At 67.4% G+C, this 16,141-nt stretch carries 20 protein-coding genes; 5 read left to right on the top strand and 15 right to left on the bottom strand.

The features are described from left to right. Window positions 1-5: 5 nt before the first annotated feature. The 8 genes from KXS11_RS13080 to infC form a co-directional block, all read right to left on the bottom strand. Window positions 6-902, bottom strand: a complete 897-nt coding sequence (locus KXS11_RS13080; RefSeq protein WP_437386041.1) for an amino acid ABC transporter permease — start codon at window positions 900-902, stop codon at window positions 6-8. Next, window positions 899-1,546 carry an amino acid ABC transporter permease gene (locus tag KXS11_RS13085; RefSeq protein ID WP_437386042.1) on the bottom strand — a complete coding sequence of 216 codons (648 nt, stop codon included), beginning with the start codon at window positions 1,544-1,546 and terminating at the stop codon, window positions 899-901. The genes KXS11_RS13080 and KXS11_RS13085 overlap by 4 nt, the downstream gene beginning before the upstream one ends. A 105-nt stretch (window positions 1,547-1,651) precedes the next feature. Continuing rightward, window positions 1,652-2,548: a glutamate ABC transporter substrate-binding protein gene (locus KXS11_RS13090; protein ID WP_437386043.1), complete on the bottom strand. Its 897-nt coding sequence runs from the start codon at window positions 2,546-2,548 to the stop codon at window positions 1,652-1,654. Window positions 2,549-2,630: 82 nt separating this feature from the next. Continuing rightward, window positions 2,631-3,479 (bottom strand): amino acid ABC transporter ATP-binding protein, encoded by an 849-nt coding sequence (locus tag KXS11_RS13095; protein WP_437386044.1) that lies wholly within the window; start codon window positions 3,477-3,479, stop codon window positions 2,631-2,633. 91 nt (window positions 3,480-3,570) lie between these two features. After that, the gene (locus tag KXS11_RS13100) at window positions 3,571-4,371 is read right to left on the bottom strand and encodes a TrmH family RNA methyltransferase (protein ID WP_437386045.1); all 801 of its coding nucleotides are present in this window, start codon (window positions 4,369-4,371) and stop codon (window positions 3,571-3,573) included. Window positions 4,372-4,459: 88 nt separating this feature from the next. Then, complete coding sequence (gene rplT / locus KXS11_RS13105) at window positions 4,460-4,846, bottom strand: 50S ribosomal protein L20 (protein WP_437386046.1); 387 nt, start codon at window positions 4,844-4,846, stop codon at window positions 4,460-4,462. A gap of 27 nt (window positions 4,847-4,873) precedes the next feature. After that, window positions 4,874-5,068: a 50S ribosomal protein L35 gene (gene rpmI, locus KXS11_RS13110; RefSeq protein WP_056012069.1), complete on the bottom strand. Its 195-nt coding sequence runs from the start codon at window positions 5,066-5,068 to the stop codon at window positions 4,874-4,876. 15 nt (window positions 5,069-5,083) lie between these two features. Beyond that, complete coding sequence (gene infC / locus KXS11_RS13115; protein ID WP_437386047.1) at window positions 5,084-5,743, bottom strand: translation initiation factor IF-3; 660 nt, start codon at window positions 5,741-5,743, stop codon at window positions 5,084-5,086. Window positions 5,744-5,981: 238 nt separating this feature from the next. Between infC and KXS11_RS13120 the strand changes: the two genes are divergently transcribed. Beyond that, window positions 5,982-6,344 (top strand): DUF1844 domain-containing protein, encoded by a 363-nt coding sequence (locus KXS11_RS13120; protein ID WP_437386048.1) that lies wholly within the window; start codon window positions 5,982-5,984, stop codon window positions 6,342-6,344. Window positions 6,345-6,374: 30 nt separating this feature from the next. Here KXS11_RS13120 and KXS11_RS13125 read toward each other — a convergent pair whose 3' ends face one another. From KXS11_RS13125 to hisB, 4 genes are all read right to left on the bottom strand, one after another. Then, window positions 6,375-7,184 (bottom strand): SseB family protein, encoded by an 810-nt coding sequence (locus tag KXS11_RS13125; RefSeq protein ID WP_437386049.1) that lies wholly within the window; start codon window positions 7,182-7,184, stop codon window positions 6,375-6,377. Next, window positions 7,168-7,914, bottom strand: a complete 747-nt coding sequence (priA, locus tag KXS11_RS13130) for a bifunctional 1-(5-phosphoribosyl)-5-((5-phosphoribosylamino)methylideneamino)imidazole-4-carboxamide isomerase/phosphoribosylanthranilate isomerase PriA (RefSeq protein WP_437386050.1) — start codon at window positions 7,912-7,914, stop codon at window positions 7,168-7,170. Before priA ends, KXS11_RS13125 begins: the two co-directional genes overlap by 17 nt. A gap of 85 nt (window positions 7,915-7,999) precedes the next feature. Next, window positions 8,000-8,635 carry an imidazole glycerol phosphate synthase subunit HisH gene (gene hisH, locus KXS11_RS13135; protein WP_437386051.1) on the bottom strand — a complete coding sequence of 212 codons (636 nt, stop codon included), beginning with the start codon at window positions 8,633-8,635 and terminating at the stop codon, window positions 8,000-8,002. Then, the gene (gene hisB, locus KXS11_RS13140) at window positions 8,632-9,240 is read right to left on the bottom strand and encodes an imidazoleglycerol-phosphate dehydratase HisB (RefSeq protein WP_437386052.1); all 609 of its coding nucleotides are present in this window, start codon (window positions 9,238-9,240) and stop codon (window positions 8,632-8,634) included. Before hisB ends, hisH begins: the two co-directional genes overlap by 4 nt. A gap of 81 nt (window positions 9,241-9,321) precedes the next feature. On the opposite strand from hisB, the gene KXS11_RS13145 reads away from it, so the two are divergent. Further along, a complete protein-coding gene (locus tag KXS11_RS13145) occupies window positions 9,322-10,629 on the top strand; it encodes a SufS family cysteine desulfurase (protein ID WP_437386053.1) in 1,308 nt (435 codons plus the stop codon). Continuing rightward, the gene (sufU, locus tag KXS11_RS13150) at window positions 10,626-11,066 is read left to right on the top strand and encodes a Fe-S cluster assembly sulfur transfer protein SufU (RefSeq protein WP_437386054.1); all 441 of its coding nucleotides are present in this window, start codon (window positions 10,626-10,628) and stop codon (window positions 11,064-11,066) included. The genes KXS11_RS13145 and sufU overlap by 4 nt, the downstream gene beginning before the upstream one ends. An 18-nt stretch (window positions 11,067-11,084) precedes the next feature. Here the strand turns inward: sufU and KXS11_RS13155 are convergent, their stop codons facing one another. The 3 genes from KXS11_RS13155 to KXS11_RS13165 form a co-directional block, all read right to left on the bottom strand. Then, window positions 11,085-12,164 carry a histidinol-phosphate transaminase gene (locus KXS11_RS13155; RefSeq protein ID WP_437386055.1) on the bottom strand — a complete coding sequence of 360 codons (1,080 nt, stop codon included), beginning with the start codon at window positions 12,162-12,164 and terminating at the stop codon, window positions 11,085-11,087. Between the two features lie 33 nt (window positions 12,165-12,197). Then, a complete protein-coding gene (locus KXS11_RS13160) occupies window positions 12,198-13,658 on the bottom strand; it encodes an amino acid permease (RefSeq protein WP_437386056.1) in 1,461 nt (486 codons plus the stop codon). A gap of 89 nt (window positions 13,659-13,747) precedes the next feature. After that, window positions 13,748-14,140 carry a LysM peptidoglycan-binding domain-containing protein gene (locus KXS11_RS13165; RefSeq protein WP_437386057.1) on the bottom strand — a complete coding sequence of 131 codons (393 nt, stop codon included), beginning with the start codon at window positions 14,138-14,140 and terminating at the stop codon, window positions 13,748-13,750. Between the two features lie 272 nt (window positions 14,141-14,412). On the opposite strand from KXS11_RS13165, the gene lexA reads away from it, so the two are divergent. Both lexA and KXS11_RS13175 read left to right on the top strand, forming a co-directional pair. Then, window positions 14,413-15,111 (top strand): transcriptional repressor LexA, encoded by a 699-nt coding sequence (lexA, locus tag KXS11_RS13170; protein ID WP_437386058.1) that lies wholly within the window; start codon window positions 14,413-14,415, stop codon window positions 15,109-15,111. A 133-nt stretch (window positions 15,112-15,244) separates the two neighbouring features. Continuing rightward, window positions 15,245-16,132, top strand: a complete 888-nt coding sequence (locus KXS11_RS13175) for a hypothetical protein (protein WP_437386059.1) — start codon at window positions 15,245-15,247, stop codon at window positions 16,130-16,132. The last annotated feature ends 9 nt before the right edge of the window (window positions 16,133-16,141 follow it).

A 16,141-nucleotide genomic window follows, 5' to 3' on the forward strand; every position in this document is an offset into this window, starting at 1 on the left:
CGGACTCAGGGGCCGTTGGTCAGCTGCGTGCCCGACTGCACGCCGAGGATCTGCGTCGTCGTCACCTCGGGGAGGGCCTGCTCCTTCGGAGAACGCGGCGAACGACGGGTTCGCACCTCCACGATCTTCGCGATACCCGACAGGATCAGGCAGAGCACGATGTAGATCGAGCCCATCACGATGATAGAGGGGATGATCGGGCTGCCGTACAGCGCCTGCGACCCGAACTGCTTCGCCAGGTACAGCAGCTCCTGGTAGGTGATGAGGAAACCGAGCGCGGTGTCCTTCAGGGCCACCACCAGCTGGGCGATGATGACGGGCAGCATCGCGCGGATCGCCTGCGGGAACAGGATGAGCCGGAGCACGGCCGACTTGCGCAGTCCGATCGCGTACGCGGCCTCGCCCTGCCCCTTCGGCAGGGACTCGATCCCCGCGCGGAAGATCTCCGAGAAGACCGCGCCGTTGTAGAGCGTCAGCGCCACCGCGACCGCGACGAACGGCGTGACGAACGTGAGGCCGAGCGGCGGCAACCCGTAGTACATGAGCATCATGAGGATCAGCACCGGGACGGCACGGAAGAACTCGATGAAGATCGTGAACGGGACGCTGATGATCCGGTGGTCGGACAGCCGACCGACCGCGAGCACGAGACCGAGCACGACACTGCAGACGGCGGCGACCGCGAAGGCGGACAGCGTCGCGCCGGTCGCCTGCAGGATCTGCTCCCACACGCGAGGGAAGGTGAAGAGTTTCCACTTGGCGGCGGAGAACTGGCCGGTCTCGATGAAGCGGAAGACGATGAAGGCGAGGATGCCCGCGACGACGATGACGGTGGCGACACCGATCCACCGGTATCGGACGATGGCCTTCGGGCCCGGGGTGTCGAACAGGACGGAGCTCATCGCGCGATCCTCCACTTCTTCTCGAAGGCCCGTTGGGCGAGGGACAGCAAGGATACGAGGGCGACGAAGATGAGGGCGACCCAGAGGAGACCGACGAGCAACGGCTCACCGCGCTCCGACAGGGACGCACGGATCGCGCCCGCCTCGGCGACGGAGAAACCGGCCGCCACGGTGGTGTTCTTGAGCAGCGCGATCAACACGCTGAACAGCGGTGGCAGCACCGCGCGGAAGGCCTGCGGGAGGATGACGAGCGTCATCGTCTGACCGAACGGCAGACCGATCGCGCGTGCCGCCTCGGCCTGGCCGATCGGCACCGTGTTGACGCCGGAGCGCAGCACCTCCGCGACGTAGGTCGCGGTGTAGAGGCTCAAGCCGATGATCGCGAGCGTCGTGTAGCTGACCTCGGGCAGACCGAGCTTCGGGTAACCGAAGGCGAAGAAGAAGAGGATGAGTGTCAGCGGGGTGTTCCGCACCGTGTTCACGTAGACGGTGCCGAAGAGGCGCATCGCGGGAACCGGGGACACCCGCATGGCACCGACGATGGTGCCGAGGATGAGGGCGAAGAACGCCGACACCACGAAGAGGAGGAGGGTGTTGCGGAACCCCGTGACGAAGAGGTCGAGGTTGTCGAGCAGGACATTCATGTCGAGCACGCCTTTCCGGAGGGGACGCCCGAGGCGGACGCCTGGGCAGAGTCGACGGGACAGCTCCCCCGGGCGGCCGCTGTCGACGGCCGCCCGGGGCGCTGCTTAGTAGTCGTTGACTGCCGGCTGCGACACCTTCGTGCCGGAGAGGCCCAGGGTCGCGTCGTAGATCGCAGTCCAGGTGTCCCCACCGTCCGTGAACATCGTGTTGATGAAGTGGCGGAGCGCGTCGTCGCCCTTCTTCAGGCCGACGCCGTACAGCTCGGTGCTGAACGGTTCTCCGACGACCTTCAGCTCGTCGGGGAACTGTGCGGCATAGCCGATGAGGATGGCCTGGTCGGTCGTGACCGCATCCGCTTTACCGTCGTTCAAGGCTTCGACGCACTGCGAGTACGTGTCGAACTCCACCGTCTTGGTGTCGGGGAAGTTGTCCTTGATGTTCTGGATGGGCGTGGACCCGGTCGCCGAACACACCGTCTTGCCCGCGAGGTCGTCCTCGCTCTTGATGTCCGTGTTGTCGGAGGCGACGAGCAGACCCTGGCCGGTCTCGAAGTACGGGCCGGCGAAGTCGATCTGCTCCTTGCGCTTGTCCGTGATCGAGTAGGTGCCGACGTAGTAGTCGATGTCGCCGTTCACGATGGCCGACTCGCGGTTCGCGCTCGGGATCGCCTTGAACTCGATCTTGTCGGCGTCGAAGCCGAGCGACGCCGCGATCCAGGTCGCGATCTCGATGTCGAAGCCGGAACGCTCTCCGGTGGCCGCGTCGAGGTAGCCGAGACCCGGCTGGTCCTCCTTGACGCCGATACGGACCTTGTCCGCCTTCACCATCGCGTCGTAGGTGGGGCTGCCCTCGAGTGTGACGTCGGTCGCGACCTCGAAGAGCGCGCCGCTGTCAGCCGCTCCCTCGGTCGATCCGGTGCCGGCGTCTCCGCCGCTGCAACCGCTGAGCGCGAGCGCTGCTGCTGCGACTCCCGCGGTGATGAACATGAGCCTCTTGCGCATGTTTTCCTTCCTTCCTTGGTGCCCGGGACGGGCCGATCGGTTGGTCAGTGCCGGATTCGTGCGCGGGACGCGCGAACCCCGGTCAGTGGGTGAGGAGCTTGGACAGGAAGTCCTTCGCGCGCTCGGATTGGGGGTTCGTGAAGAACGACTCGGGGTCGGTGTCCTCGAGGATCTCGCCGTCGGCCATGAAGACGACGCGGTCCGCCGCCTTCCGCGCGAAGCCCATCTCGTGGGTGACGACGACCATGGTCATGCCTTCGCTGGCCAGCTGCACCATGACGTCGAGGACCTCGTTGATCATCTCGGGGTCGAGGGCCGAGGTGGGCTCGTCGAACAGCATCACCTTCGGCTTCATCGCGAGCGCTCGGGCGATGGCGACGCGCTGCTGCTGCCCGCCGGACAGCTGCGCAGGCAGCTTGTCCGCCTGGACACCGATGCCGACCCGCTCGAGGAGCACTTTCGCCGCGGCGTCGGCGTCACTCTTCTTCTGCTTCCGAACCTTGATCGGTCCGAGGGTGACGTTCTCACGAATGGTCTTGTGGGCGAACAGATTGAAGGATTGGAACACCATGCCGACGTCTGCGCGCAGCTCTGCGAGCTGCTTGCCTTCCTCGGGCAGCCGCTTGCCGTCGATCCGGATCTCACCAGAGGTGATGGTCTCGAGGCGGTTGATCGTCCTGCACAACGTCGACTTCCCGGAGCCGGACGGCCCGATGACGACGACGACCTCACCCTTGTTGACGGTGAGGTTGATGTTCTTGAGCGCGTGGAAGTCGCCGTAGTGCTTCTCGACGTTCTCGACGACGACGAGCGGCTCGCCGATGCCCGCCTGAATCGGATTGCTCGTCGTTTCAAAGGCCCCGGCGGGGCCGGTCTGCCCGGCTGCCGCGGGGACGGATGAATCAGAGTTCGGGGACGCTGTCGGCTCCATGTACCCAAACTAGGTGACACCGTGTTTCAAGCGCATGACGGAAGCGCTACGGTTACCGTTTCGTAACCTCGACGTGCGCGACCGGAAACACTCAGGCGTGCTGGGCGAAAGCGCTCTCGAACAGGCAGACCGACGCCGCCGTGGCGAGGTTCATGCTCTCCGCACGTCCGTAGATCGGAACCGTAAGAGCGCGGTCGACAAGCTCCAGGTGCTCGTCTTCGAGGCCTCGGGCCTCATTGCCGAACAGCCACACCGTCGGCTGGGCCAAGACGCCCTCCGAACGGGCGACGAGGAGGTCGTCGCCCTTGATGTCGGCGGCGAGGACCTGGAGGCCAGCCGCACGAGCACGGTCGAGTACCGCGGGGAGTTCCACGCCGACCGCGACGGGCAGGTGGAACAGCGAGCCGGTCGTGGAGCGAACCACCTTGGGGTTGTACAGGTCGACGGTGCGACCGCTGAGGACGACGGCGTCTGCGCCAGCAGCGTCTGCGGCGCGGATGATCGTGCCGAGGTTGCCCGGATCGCGGACCTCTTCGAGGATGACGACGAGCTTCGGCTCACCCGCGAAGATCTCCTTGATGGACGTGGGGAACTGCTGGGCCACGGCGATGAACCCCTGCGGGGTCACGGTGTCGGCCATCGACTCGAGGACCTGCTCGGTCACGAACTCGACCTCGAGTCCCGCGTCCGTCGCGGCAGAGCCGATCTCGGTGTACCGCTCGAGGGCCGTCGGCGTCGCGTACAGTTCGAGGATCAGATCCGGACGGAACTGGAGGGCTTCAGAGACGGCCTGGGGTCCTTCGAGGAGGAAGAGGCCGGTCTCCTGCCTCGCCGGTCGTTTGGCGAGTTTGGCGACGGAACGGACGCGCGGTGACCGCGGATTGTCAAGCACGATCCCATCCTACGGCTCACGGGTCCGGACGGACGAAACGGCCCGATCCCAGATGGGATCGGGCCGTTCGAGACACAGCGGGTTCCGGTTACGCGGAGACCTTCGGTGCGGAGGTGTCAGCAGGAAGCGCAGCCTTGGCCGACTTCACGAGCGCCGCGAAGGTGGCGGGTTCGTGCACGGCGAGCTCGGCGAGCATGCGGCGGTCGACCTCGATCCCGGCGAGACCGAGACCCTGGATGAAGCGGTTGTACGTCATGCCGTTGGCACGCGAGGCCGCGTTGATGCGCTGGATCCAGAGGCGACGGAAGTCACCCTTGCGCGCACGACGGTCGCGGTACGAGTAGACGAGGGAGTGAGTGACCTGCTCCTTGGCCTTGCGGTACAGACGCGAACGCTGACCGCGGTAACCCTCGGCGCGCTCGAGAATGACGCGACGCTTCTTGTGAGCGTTGACCGCCCTTTTGACTCTTGCCATGTTCCTAGTTCCTTACGGGTAAACGGTCTAGCGACCGAGCAGCTTCTTCATGACCTTGGCGTCGGCGGGGGCCAGCACCTGGTCCTGGTTCAGGCGACGGGTACGACGGCTGGACTTGCTCTCCAGGTTGTGTCGCATACCGGCCTGCTGCTTCATCAGCTTGCCGCTGCCGGTGACCTTGAATCGCTTCTTGGCTCCGGAGTGGGTCTTCTGCTTCGGCATGGGATTCCTCGTTTCTTATCGGTTCTCATCGGCGGATGGCTCCGCCGGAGCAGCCTCGGTGGGCGCGTCGGCGTCAGCCGGTCGTGCCTTCGACGCCGCACGTTGTGCGTTGGCTTCGGCTTTCGCCTCGGACTTGTTCTTGAGGGGACCGACGACCATCACCATGTTGCGACCGTCGACCATGGGAGTGGACTCGACGGTGCCCCATTCGGACACGTCCTCGGCGAACTTCTGGAGCAGACGGACGCCCTGCTCTGGACGGGACTGCTCGCGGCCGCGGAACTGGATCATGGCTTTCACCTTGTCGCCGGCCTTGAGGAAGCCCTCAGCGCGCTTGCGCTTGGTCTCGTAGTCGTGCTGGTCGATCTTGAGGCGGAACCGGACCTCTTTGAGGATCGTGTTCGCCTGGTTGCGCCGGGCCTCTTTGGCCTTCTGCGCAGCCTCGTACTTGAACTTGCCGTAGTCCATGATCTTCGCTACGGGCGGCTTGGAATTGGGTGCGACCTCGACGAGGTCGAGATCTGCTTCCTGCGCGAGGCGAAGGGCGACCTCGATTTTGACGACGCCGACCTGTTCTCCGCCGGGTCCGACGAGTCGGACCTCCGGAACGCGGATTCGGTCATTGGTACGGGGATCGCTGATGCGGAGCTCCTCTGACTGGGTGGGCTGCCACACGCGCAGATGGAATACCTGCGACGCGACGAAATCGGTTCACCACACACCCGTACCCTCCGCCACATGTGAGAACACCGTGTCGGAGTGCACCACGCCCTTGCTACCCGCAGCCGTGAGGCGTCGGGCGGAGCGTGACAACCCGGTAACCTTATGAAGCGGTCAAGCGCGGGTGGGAGAATCTCCTCTTTCGTACCGAGACATGTCTCGGAGCACCGCACGAGTCTAACAGAGGATCGACGTGAACAACACCACCAGCCCATACGACGACGACGAGCAGACGAACCAGGCCACGCGGGACATCGCCGAGGTCCCAGCGGTCGAGGTCATCACCACTGCAGCCGTGCACCTCATGAGTGCTGCGGCCGTCAAGTGCGGCCTCGCCGACGACCCGGACTCCCAGCTCGACCTCGACGAAGCTCGGAAACTGATCAACGCCCTCGCCGGCCTCATCACCGCCGGCGCGCCCGAGATCAGCGACATGCACGCCCGTTCCCTGCGAGACGGCCTCCGCTCACTGCAACTCGCCTTCCGTGAAGCCTCGACCATCGAGGACGAGATCGGCAAGGGACCCGGCGAGAAGTGGACCGGCCCCGTCACCTGAGCCGGATCGCCGCTGCGCTCCGCTCGAGGGTCAGTCGGCGGGGCGGAGCGAGACCGCGAGGGAGTCGACGCGCGTCGCGATGACCTCGTCGGCCGCCCAACGCTGAGCGAGTCGGCCGAGGACGGCGTCGAGTTCCTGCTGCGTGAGTCCCTCGAGGAGCCCCAGCTCCACCACCAGCTCCGAACCCGCGAGCTTCGCCTCGGGGTCCCCGGCGCGCAGACGGACCGTCACAACGGCGAGCTCGGAGGCGATCGACGCCTCGAACGCCCGGGCGACGTCGGGATCGGCGAAGCTCGGGGTCCACGGCTGGGCTTGCGCGATCGCCCACAGTGCCGGCCGCCGGACGGCGAATTCGGTCTCCGATGTGGGGTCCAGCACGACGACGTCGGTCTGTTCACTCGCTGCAGCGAGAGCGACCCTGACACCGTCCGCGGGGATCGGGCGAGCGGTGCGGTTCCACGCGGACATCGCCGTCACCGAGCTGAACACCGGGAGCACGGTCCGGCCGTCCGGGCCTGTGACGGTGACGATCGAGAGCTCTTGCGACTTGTCGATCACCTGGCCGCGCTCGTTCTCCCCCGCCTCACCGAGACGGGCGACGAGTGGGATGAGCAGCCGCGACCCGCGGAAGGCGTCCACGACCTCGGACTCGCCGACCTCGTGCGCACGGAATCGACGGAGTGATTCGATCAGGAGCTCGGGCGCACTCCCGTCGTCGCTCGAACTCGCATTCGGCTGGAAGCTGCGTCCCGCCCACGGCTGACCCGCTGAGTCCGTGCCACCGCCATGCCGATGGCCGTGCGCACCGGACCCGGCGTGGTCGTCAGCTGCCGGCGACATCCAGCGCCTCGGCCAGAGTGAACTCGCCGTTGTAGAGCGCCTTGCCGATGATGGCGCCTTCAAGGCCGAGCGGGACGAGCTCGCGCAGGGCGACGAGGTCGTCGAGGCTGGAGATGCCACCCGACGCGACCACGGGGCGGTCGGTGCGTTCCATCACCTGGCGGAGCAGGTCGAGGTTCGGGCCCTGCAGGGTGCCGTCCTTCGTGACGTCGGTGACGACGTACCGCGCGCAACCGGCCTCCTCGAGGCGGTCGAGGACCGTCCAGAGGTCGCCGGCATCCTGGGTCCAACCACGCGCCGCAAGGGTCGTGCCGCGCACGTCGAGACCGACGGCGATCGCATCGCCGTACTGCGCGATGACATTCGCCGCCCACTCGGGGTTCTCCAGAGCAGCCGTGCCGAGGTTCACGCGCTTCACCCCGGTCTCGAGCGCCTGCTCGAGCGAGGCGTCGTCACGGATACCGCCGGACAGTTCGATGTTGACGCCGCGCGTCTTCGCGATGACCTTCTTGATGACGGAACGGTTGTCGCCACGCCCGAACGCGGCATCGAGGTCGACGAGATGGATCCATTCGGCCCCCTGCCCCGCCCAGTCGATCGCGGCGTCGACCGGTTCTCCATAATTGGTCTCGGAGCCCGCCTCACCTCGGGTGAGACGCACCGCCTTCCCGTCGACGATGTCGATGGCGGGCAGCAGCACCAGGCCGGGCGTCGTGTTGAACTCGTTCATGGATCACAGTCTCTTCGGGAGCCGCAGGCTCGTCGGGTGCGGTCGCGGTGCGTGGCCCGCGGCACAAGCACCTGATCCTAGTCGGCTAGAGGGTGCCGAGCCAGTTGGTCAGCAGCCGGATGCCCGCGGTGCCGGATTTCTCCGGGTGGAACTGGGTCGCCGACAGCGGGCCGTTCTCGACCGCCGCGAGGAACGGTACCCCGTGCGTCGCCCAGGTGAGTCGCGGTGCCGGGAAGGGCGGCATGACCTCCAGCGTCCAGTCCTGGGCCGCATAGGAGTGGACGAAGTAGAAGCGCTCCTCCGCCAAGCCGTCGAACAGCACTGAGCCGGCGTCCGGCGTGACGGTGTTCCACCCCATGTGCGGCAGCACCGGGGCGTCGAGCTCGGTGACGACGCCCGGCCACTCGCCGAGCCCCTCGGCCTCGGAACCGCGCTCGACACCGCGCTCGAACAGCACCTGCATACCCACGCAGATCCCGAGGACGGGACGGCCTCCCGCGAGGCGACGATCGATCACCTCGTCGCCGTGCGAGGAGCGGAGCGCGCCGATGACCGCGTCGAACGCACCGACACCCGGCACGACGAGCCCGTCGGCGGCCTGAGCCGCCTTGCGATCGCCGGTCAGGACGACGTCGGCACCGGCGAGCTCGAGCGCCTTGACAGCCGAGTGGACGTTGCCGGAGCCGTAGTCGAGGACGACGACCGACGGACGTGCGGTCACAGTGAGCCCTTCGTGGAGGGGATGCCCTGCACGAGCGGGTCGAGCGCCTTCGCCTGACGGAACGCCCGGGCGAACGCCTTGAACTCGGCCTCGGCGATGTGGTGCGGGTCGCGCCCGCCGAGCACGGTCACGTGCACCGTGAGACCGGCGTTGAAGGTGATCGCCTCGAAGACGTGGCGCACCATCGAACCGGTGAAGTGCCCTCCGATGAGGTGGAACTCGAAGCCTGCAGGCTCACCGGAGTGCACGAGGTACGGGCGGCCGGAGATGTCGACGACGGCCTGGACGAGCGCCTCATCGAGCGGGACGAGTGCATCGCCGTACCGCGAGATGCCGGACTTGTCGCCGAGAGCCTGCTTGATCGCCAGCCCGAGCGCGATGCCGATGTCCTCCACCGTGTGGTGGACGTCGATCTCGACGTCGCCCTTGGCTCGAACGGTGAGGTCGGTCAGCGAGTGCTTCGCGAACGCCGTGAGCAGGTGGTCGTAGAACGGGACGGAGGTCTCGATGCTGCTCGTGCCGGTGCCGTCGAGGTTCAGCTCCAGCTCGATGCTGGACTCGCTGGTCTCGCGCCGGATGCTGGCCGTGCGCTGCTGGGTGGTCATGCCAACATCCTATCCAGCGAGCACCTGGCACCACGTCATAGAGGAGCGGTCGGTGCCGGCTGCGCCTATCGTTGAATGGTCATGACCTCTCCACTCAGCACCACGACGACCGCTGCTCTCGACCAGGCCGAGATCGCCGCGCTCCGCGCCCGATTCCCGATCCTCTCCAGAGAGATGAACGGGCACGCGCTCGTCTACCTCGACTCCGGCGCCACCGCTCAGCGTCCGCTCGAGGTCATCGAGGCCGAACGGGCCTATGCGAGCGAGAGCAACGCGGCGGTCCATCGCGGGGCGCACCTGCTCGCCGCAGAGGCGACCGAACTGTTCGAGGACGCCCGCACGACGGTCGCCGGGTTCATCGGCGCCGACGAACGCGAGCTGGTCTGGACGTCGGGGGCGACGGCAGCACTGAACCTCATCGCCGGCTCGTTCGGCAACGCCAGTGCTGGGCTCGGCGGAGGCGCCGCAGCGCCGTTCCGCCTCGGGCCCGGCGACGAGATCGTCGTCACGGAACTCGAACACCACGCGAACCTGATCCCCTGGCAGCAGTTGGCGGCGCGGACCGGGGCGACCCTCCGACACCTCCCGGTCGACGACGACGGCGTGCTCCTGCTGGACGCGGCCAGCGATGTCATCGGCGAGCGCACGAAGGTGCTCGCCTTCGCGCACGTCTCGAACGTGACGGGCGCCATCGCACCCGTCGCCGACCTGGTCGCCCTCGCGGCACGGTTCGGGGCACTCACCGTCCTGGACGCATGCCAGTCGGTACCCCACCTGCCGGTGGACGTCCGCACGCTCGGCGTCGACTTCCTGGTGTTCTCCGGCCATAAGATGCTCGGCCCGAACGGCATCGGCGCACTCTGGGGACGCCGCGCACTCCTCGACGCGATGCCCCCCTTCCTCACCGGCGGCTCCATGATCACGACGGTCACACTGGACGGCGCAGAGTTCCTCCCCGCACCGCAGCGGTTCGAGGCCGGGACACAGCCGGTCTCGCAGGCCATCGCGCTCGCCACCGCCGTCGGCTTCCTGGAGGACGTGGGCATGGACCGCATCCACGCCACGGAGGCCGCATACGGCGAACGCCTCGCGAACGGCCTCGCGAGCATCGACGGCGTGCGCCTCATCGGCCCCCGACCGGGCACACCGCGCGCGGGCCTCGCGAGCTTCGACCTCGACGGCGTGCACGCACACGACGTCGGGCAGTTCTTCGACGACCGCGGGATCGCGGTGCGCGTCGGTCACCACTGCGCGCAACCGCTGCACCGTCGACTCGGCCTGACCGCGTCGACGCGCGCGAGCAGCTACCTGTACACGAGCGACGCCGACATCGACGCGTTCCTCGAAGCCGCCGCCCTCGTGGGTCCGTTCTTCGGCGGTTCCCGATGAGCGGCCTGGAGAGCCTGTACCAGGAGCTCATCCTCGACCACGCCCGCGAACGGCACGGCTTCGGACTCCAGGCGTCGCCGGCAGCCGAGTCCCATCAGCTGAACCCGACCTGCGGCGACGAGGTCACCCTTCAACTGCATCTCGACGCCGACAGCGAGCGCATCCGTGCCGTCGCGTGGGAGGGTCACGGCTGCTCGATCTCGCAGGCGTCGACCTCGTGCCTGAGCGACCTCGCCGCCGGTCTGACGGTCGCAGAACTCCAGCAGCTCGCCGACGAGTTCCGCGAAGTGATCCGGTCGCGCGGCGCCCTCCAGTTCGATGAGGACCGGTTCGGCGACGCCGCCGCGTTCAGTGGTGTCTCGCGATACATCGCGCGGGTCAAGTGCGCGATGCTCCCCTGGGTCGCCGCCGAGGAGGCGATCACCCGCCTCCCGTGACCTGCGCCGGATGGGCGGTCAGGCGGGGCTGATCTCCGCCAGCGCTTCGAGGAAGACCGTGGTCTCCCGCTCGGTACCTGCTGTCACCCTGAGGTGGTTCGGGATGCCGACATCGCGGATGAGGACACCACGTTCGAACAGTGCCTGGAACGCCGCCTGCGGGTCGGCGACACCACCGAACAGGACGAAGTTGGCGCCACTGCGCTTCGGGCTGTAGCCGAGGCGCTCGAGCTCCACCACGAGACGGTCGCGCTGGCCTCGGATGTCGTCCACCATCGCGAGCATCTCCGGCGCGTGCCGCAGCGCCGCTGTGGCCGCCGCCTGCGTCAGCGCACTGAGGTGGTACGGCAGACGAACGAGCCGCAGGGCGTCGACGACCGCCGGGTCGGCAGCGAGGTAGCCGAGCCGGACTCCGGCGAAGGCGAACGCCTTGCTCATCGTCCGCGAGACGATGAGCCTCGGCCGGCCCTCGAGCAGTGTCAGCGCACTCGCCTCATCGTCGGGAGCGAACTCCGCATAGGCCTCGTCGACGACGACCATGCCACGTGAGGCGTCGTAGACCGCGGCGACCGTCTCGAGCGACAAGGGCGTCCCGGTCGGATTGTTCGGTGAGCAGAGGAACACGAGGTCCGGGTCGGCTTCGGCCACCTGACGCGCCGCCGTCTCGGGCGAGAGCTCGAAGTCGGCGTCTCGCGACGCCGGGATCCAGCGGGTGCCGACACCTCCGGCGAGGAGGGGGTACATCGAGTACGTCGGCGTGAAGCCGAGCAGGGACCGGCCGGGCCCACCGAACGCCTGGAGGATGTGCTGCAGGACCTCGTTCGACCCGTTGCCGGCCCAGATCTGTTCAGGGCCGATTCCGTGTCCCAGGTAGCCCGCGAGTGCCGCGCGCAACTCGGTGAACTCGCGGTCGGGGTACCGGTTGACCGAGAGGACCGCGGATGCGAGCGATGCGACGATGTCGTGCGCGACCGCCTCCGGAATCGGGTGGGTGTTCTCGTTGACGTTGAGTGCCACGGGAACGTGCGCCTGCGGTGCTCCGTAGGGCTTCAGGCCCTGCAGATCGTCGCGGATGGGGAGGTCGTCGAGTGCAGTCACCCCACAATCGTAGCCAGTCCCGCACGGACCGCCTCACTCCACCTGGCGTTCACGGCGCAGCTGCTCGTGGCGCGGGCTGTCCGGGTTCAACAGCGAGTGACGGCGCCCGTAGGCGAAGTAGACGATGAGGCCGATCACGAGCCAGACTCCGAAGCGCAGCCACGTCTCCCAGTGCAGTTGCAGGATCAAGAAGCCGGAGGCGAGGACGCCGAACGCGGGCACGACGGGCATCCAGGGCAGCCGGAAGCTCCGCGGCTCGTCTGGTTTGGTGTAGCGGAAGACGATGACGGAGACGCAGACCACGATGAAGGCCGCGAGGATACCGATGTTGGTGAGGTCGGCCACCTGCTTGATCGGCAGGATCCCCGCGAAGACCGCTGCGGCCGCTCCCGCGATCCACGTGACCCGTTGCGGCACACCGCGACGATCGGTCCGCGAGAACCACCGAGGCAGCAGACCGTCCCGGCTCATCGAGAACCAGACCCGCGTGACACCGAGCAGGAAGGTGAGCATGACCGTGAGGATCGACAGGACGGCGAAGACGGAGATGATCGTCGCGACGACCGGGAGACCGACGCTCTGGAACGCGGAGGCGAACCCGGCGGTGGGGTCGATGTCCGTGTAGTTCTGCATTCCCGTGAGCACGAGCGTCGCGGCCACGTACAGGAGCATCGCGATGATGAGCGAGAGGATGATCGCCTTCGGCATGTGCTTCTTGCCGTCTTTCGCCTCCTCGGCAGCCGTGCTCATGGCGTCGTAACCGAAGACCGCGAAGAAGACCGTCGCCGCACCGGCGAACACGGGACCGAAGCCGCTCGGCAGGAAGGGGTCGTAGTTCTCGCCGTTGATGAAGAACACGCCGAGCCCGATGATGAACAGGATGAGCAGGACCTTGATCCCGACGGCCACGAGTTCGAACCGTCCGAAGGCCTTCGTGCCGCGACTCAGGATGAACGTCACCACGAGGCAGACGAGGATGGCGGGCAGGTTGATCAGACCGCCACGGCCTTCGTCGGCCGTCGAGGTCATCCAATCCGGCATGGTGATGCCGATGCCCGAGAGGAAGGCGTCGAAGTAGCCGGAGATCCCGATGGCGACGACGGCGACGATGGCGATGTATTCCAGAAGCAGATCCCAGCCGATGAACCATCCGATGATCTCACCGAGTGCGACATAGCCGTACGTGTAAGCCGATCCGGCGCGCGGGATCATTCCGGCGAACTCGGCGTATGACAGCGCCGCAGCGGCCGAAGCCAGCCCCGCGATCAGGAAGGAGAACAGGACGGCCGGGCCGACCGCGGGCGACGTCTCGCTGCCGTGTGCGACGAGACCGGCGAGCGAGAAGATCCCGACGCCGATGATGCCGCCGACACCGATGGCCGTGAGCTGCCAGAGACCGAGACTCTTGAAGAGTTTGGATCCGGAGACCTCATCGTCGATCTCAGTGATCGGCTTCTTCCGCAGCAGCGAACGCCGCTGATCGTCTGTTCCCATGGTCGCCTCCGACGATTGCGTGAGGCCTCATCGCCTCACGGATCCGACAGTAGCCGAGACGGCACCGGATCGGGCGCGACGAATGTGGGTTACTCGGCCGCGTAGCGCTGCGGGATCGCCAGGCGCTGACCGGGTTCGACACCGGCGGTGCTCAACTGGTTGAGGTTCATGATCTCGGCGATAACGTCGCGCGGATCCGCGTCGGGGGCGATGGACTCGGCGAGCTGCCACAGCGACTCCCCCGGATCGACCGTGACGTAGGTGAAGGAGACCCCGCCCGACGCGTTGTTCGCCGCGGCACCGCCAGCGGACAGGCCGACGACCGCCACGGCGATGACGAGCGGAATGGCAGCGAGCGTCGTGAAGACGACGCGCCCACGACGAGTGAGACGAAGTCGGCCGCTCGGACGCGCGGATACCTCCACGGCCCGCTGTGCGCGGGTGGGAATCGTCGCGTGGGACCCGATCAGTGCTGCGCTCATGTCAACCCTCCAAGGTGTGCTCATCGTGGTGATGAGGATTCGTACCCGACCCTCGGCCGGGAGAGCCGGGTACGAAACTATGTTCCGAATATATCTTCGATTGTTCGAATTCTCAACCCTGTGTTCGTACCTGTAGCGATCGGGATCGGCGACACGCTCGAACAGATGTTTGTCTGGACGAGCCGGTGCGGATACAGTTTCGAGTGTTGGAAGCAGTACACCACCACCCACCGACATCGGTCTGGCGACAGCCGATCAGGGCAGGAGCGAAGATGGCAGCGAACACGACGGGCGACGGCGCCCGGGAGCGCCCGGTCGGCGGCACGAGGCGGCGCAAGAGCCTGAGCGACAAGCAGCTCGCCATCCTCGACGTCATCCAGCGCTCGGTCTCCCAGCGCGGCTACCCGCCGAGCATGCGCGAGATCGGCGACGCCGTCGGCCTCGCCTCACTGTCGAGCGTCACGCACCAGCTCGGCCAGCTCGAACTGAGCGGCTACCTCCGCCGCGACCCGAACCGTCCTCGGGCGATCGAGGTCCTCATCGACCTGCCGAGCGCTGTCGAGGGGAGCGACCCCGACACCGCTCCCCCGGTCGGCGACGCGGCCATGGTCCCGCTGGTCGGCCGGATCGCCGCCGGTATCCCGATCACCGCGGAGCAGCAGGTCGAGGAGATCTTCCCGCTCCCCCGCCAACTCGTCGGCAAGGGAAGCCTGTTCATGCTCAAGGTCGTCGGGGACTCGATGATCGACGCAGCCATCTGCGACGGCGACTGGGTCGTCGTCCGCGAGCAGAAGACCGCGGAGAACGGCGAGATCGTCGCAGCCATGCTCGACGAGGAGGCGACGGTCAAGGTCTTCCGGCAGCGCGACGGCCACACCTGGCTCCTGCCTCGGAACTCAGCGTTCGAGCCCATCCTCGGCGATCACGCAGAGGTGCTCGGCAAAGTCGTCGCCGTCCTGCGCGCCGTCTGAGCGGCCCTCCACCCGCAGCGAGGGCCGAGTCCACCGCGATCGCAACCCGACAGCACGTCGGCGATGGGAATCTGCGTCGTGCGTCATCGGAGGACACGTTCCCACGCTCGCCGCCTCGACCTACGCTGGAGGCATGGATGACCCGACGAGCGACGGAGCGTGCAGGCGTGCCCTGCGCACCGCGCTCGTGACGGCGCTCCTCGGTCTCGGGTGCGCCCTGACCGCCTGCGGCACCACGCCCGGCGGAACGGCTCCGCAACTCACGCTGGAGCTGCGGCAGAACCGGGACCAGTACGCCATCCACGCGGCGATCGTCCGCGTGACGAACCCTGGCGATGCGGACGTCGTCGTCTCCCGGGTCGCGCTCGGCGGCTCGGCGTTCGACGGCGGAACCGACCGAGAGCGGACGTCGACCATCCCGGCCGGTCAGACGAAGGATCTCGCGGTCGACCTCCCACCGGCCGACTGCGATACGGCGGAGGATGCGCTGCAGGCCGACGTCGTGCTCACCCTCAGCTCTGGGGCCACGGTCCGGTACACCGATCTCGCGGATCCGACGGCGGCACTCCCCCGGGTCCACGCTGCCGACTGCACAGAGGGCCGCGTCGCACAGATCGCCGTGGTGACTGCCGAACCCGTGGTGCGCCTCGAGGGCACGGGGCCGACGACGGTCGCGATCCTCACCCTCACGGTGACACCGACAGGCGGGCCGGGCACGCTCGAACTCGTCCGCCTGCGCTCGACCGTGATGCTCCAGCCGGCTCCTGGCTCCGATGGAACCGCTGCCGCCGAGGACTGGCCGCTCGACGTCCAGGTCGATGCGTCGTCCGACCCGCGGTCATTCGAACTCCGCGTCGTGCCGACCCGCTGCGATCCGCACGCCCTGGCTGAAGACAAGGTCGGGACACTGTTCCCCCTCGTCGTCCGGATCGACGGCGGCGCAGAGACGAGCCTCACGTTGCCGTTGCCGCCAGGAACCGCGGACGCCCTGAAGGACGCCGTCCGCGAGCGATGCGCGTGAGGCGAAGGT

The organism is Plantibacter flavus (assembly GCF_051487245.1).
Taxonomy (GTDB): Bacteria; Actinomycetota; Actinomycetes; order Actinomycetales; family Microbacteriaceae; genus Plantibacter; species Plantibacter flavus_B.

Coding starts and splice junctions, on each gene's coding strand:
- KXS11_RS13125 (WP_437386049.1), bottom strand. CDS start 7,184: ATGTCGCCGGCAGCTGACGACCACGCCGGGTCCGGTGCGCACGGCCAT.
- KXS11_RS13160 (WP_437386056.1), bottom strand. CDS start 13,658: ATGGGAACAGACGATCAGCGGCGTTCGCTGCTGCGGAAGAAGCCGATC.
- priA (WP_437386050.1), bottom strand. CDS start 7,914: ATGAACGAGTTCAACACGACGCCCGGCCTGGTGCTGCTGCCCGCCATC.
- KXS11_RS13080 (WP_437386041.1), bottom strand. CDS start 902: ATGAGCTCCGTCCTGTTCGACACCCCGGGCCCGAAGGCCATCGTCCGA.
- lexA (WP_437386058.1), top strand. CDS start 14,413: ATGGCAGCGAACACGACGGGCGACGGCGCCCGGGAGCGCCCGGTCGGC.
- KXS11_RS13095 (WP_437386044.1), bottom strand. CDS start 3,479: ATGGAGCCGACAGCGTCCCCGAACTCTGATTCATCCGTCCCCGCGGCA.
- hisB (WP_437386052.1), bottom strand. CDS start 9,240: ATGACCACCCAGCAGCGCACGGCCAGCATCCGGCGCGAGACCAGCGAG.
- rplT (WP_437386046.1), bottom strand. CDS start 4,846: ATGGCAAGAGTCAAAAGGGCGGTCAACGCTCACAAGAAGCGTCGCGTC.
- sufU (WP_437386054.1), top strand. CDS start 10,626: ATGAGCGGCCTGGAGAGCCTGTACCAGGAGCTCATCCTCGACCACGCC.
- KXS11_RS13090 (WP_437386043.1), bottom strand. CDS start 2,548: ATGCGCAAGAGGCTCATGTTCATCACCGCGGGAGTCGCAGCAGCAGCG.
- KXS11_RS13145 (WP_437386053.1), top strand. CDS start 9,322: ATGACCTCTCCACTCAGCACCACGACGACCGCTGCTCTCGACCAGGCC.
- rpmI (WP_056012069.1), bottom strand. CDS start 5,068: ATGCCGAAGCAGAAGACCCACTCCGGAGCCAAGAAGCGATTCAAGGTC.
- KXS11_RS13085 (WP_437386042.1), bottom strand. CDS start 1,546: ATGAATGTCCTGCTCGACAACCTCGACCTCTTCGTCACGGGGTTCCGC.
- KXS11_RS13175 (WP_437386059.1), top strand. CDS start 15,245: ATGGATGACCCGACGAGCGACGGAGCGTGCAGGCGTGCCCTGCGCACC.
- KXS11_RS13165 (WP_437386057.1), bottom strand. CDS start 14,140: ATGAGCGCAGCACTGATCGGGTCCCACGCGACGATTCCCACCCGCGCA.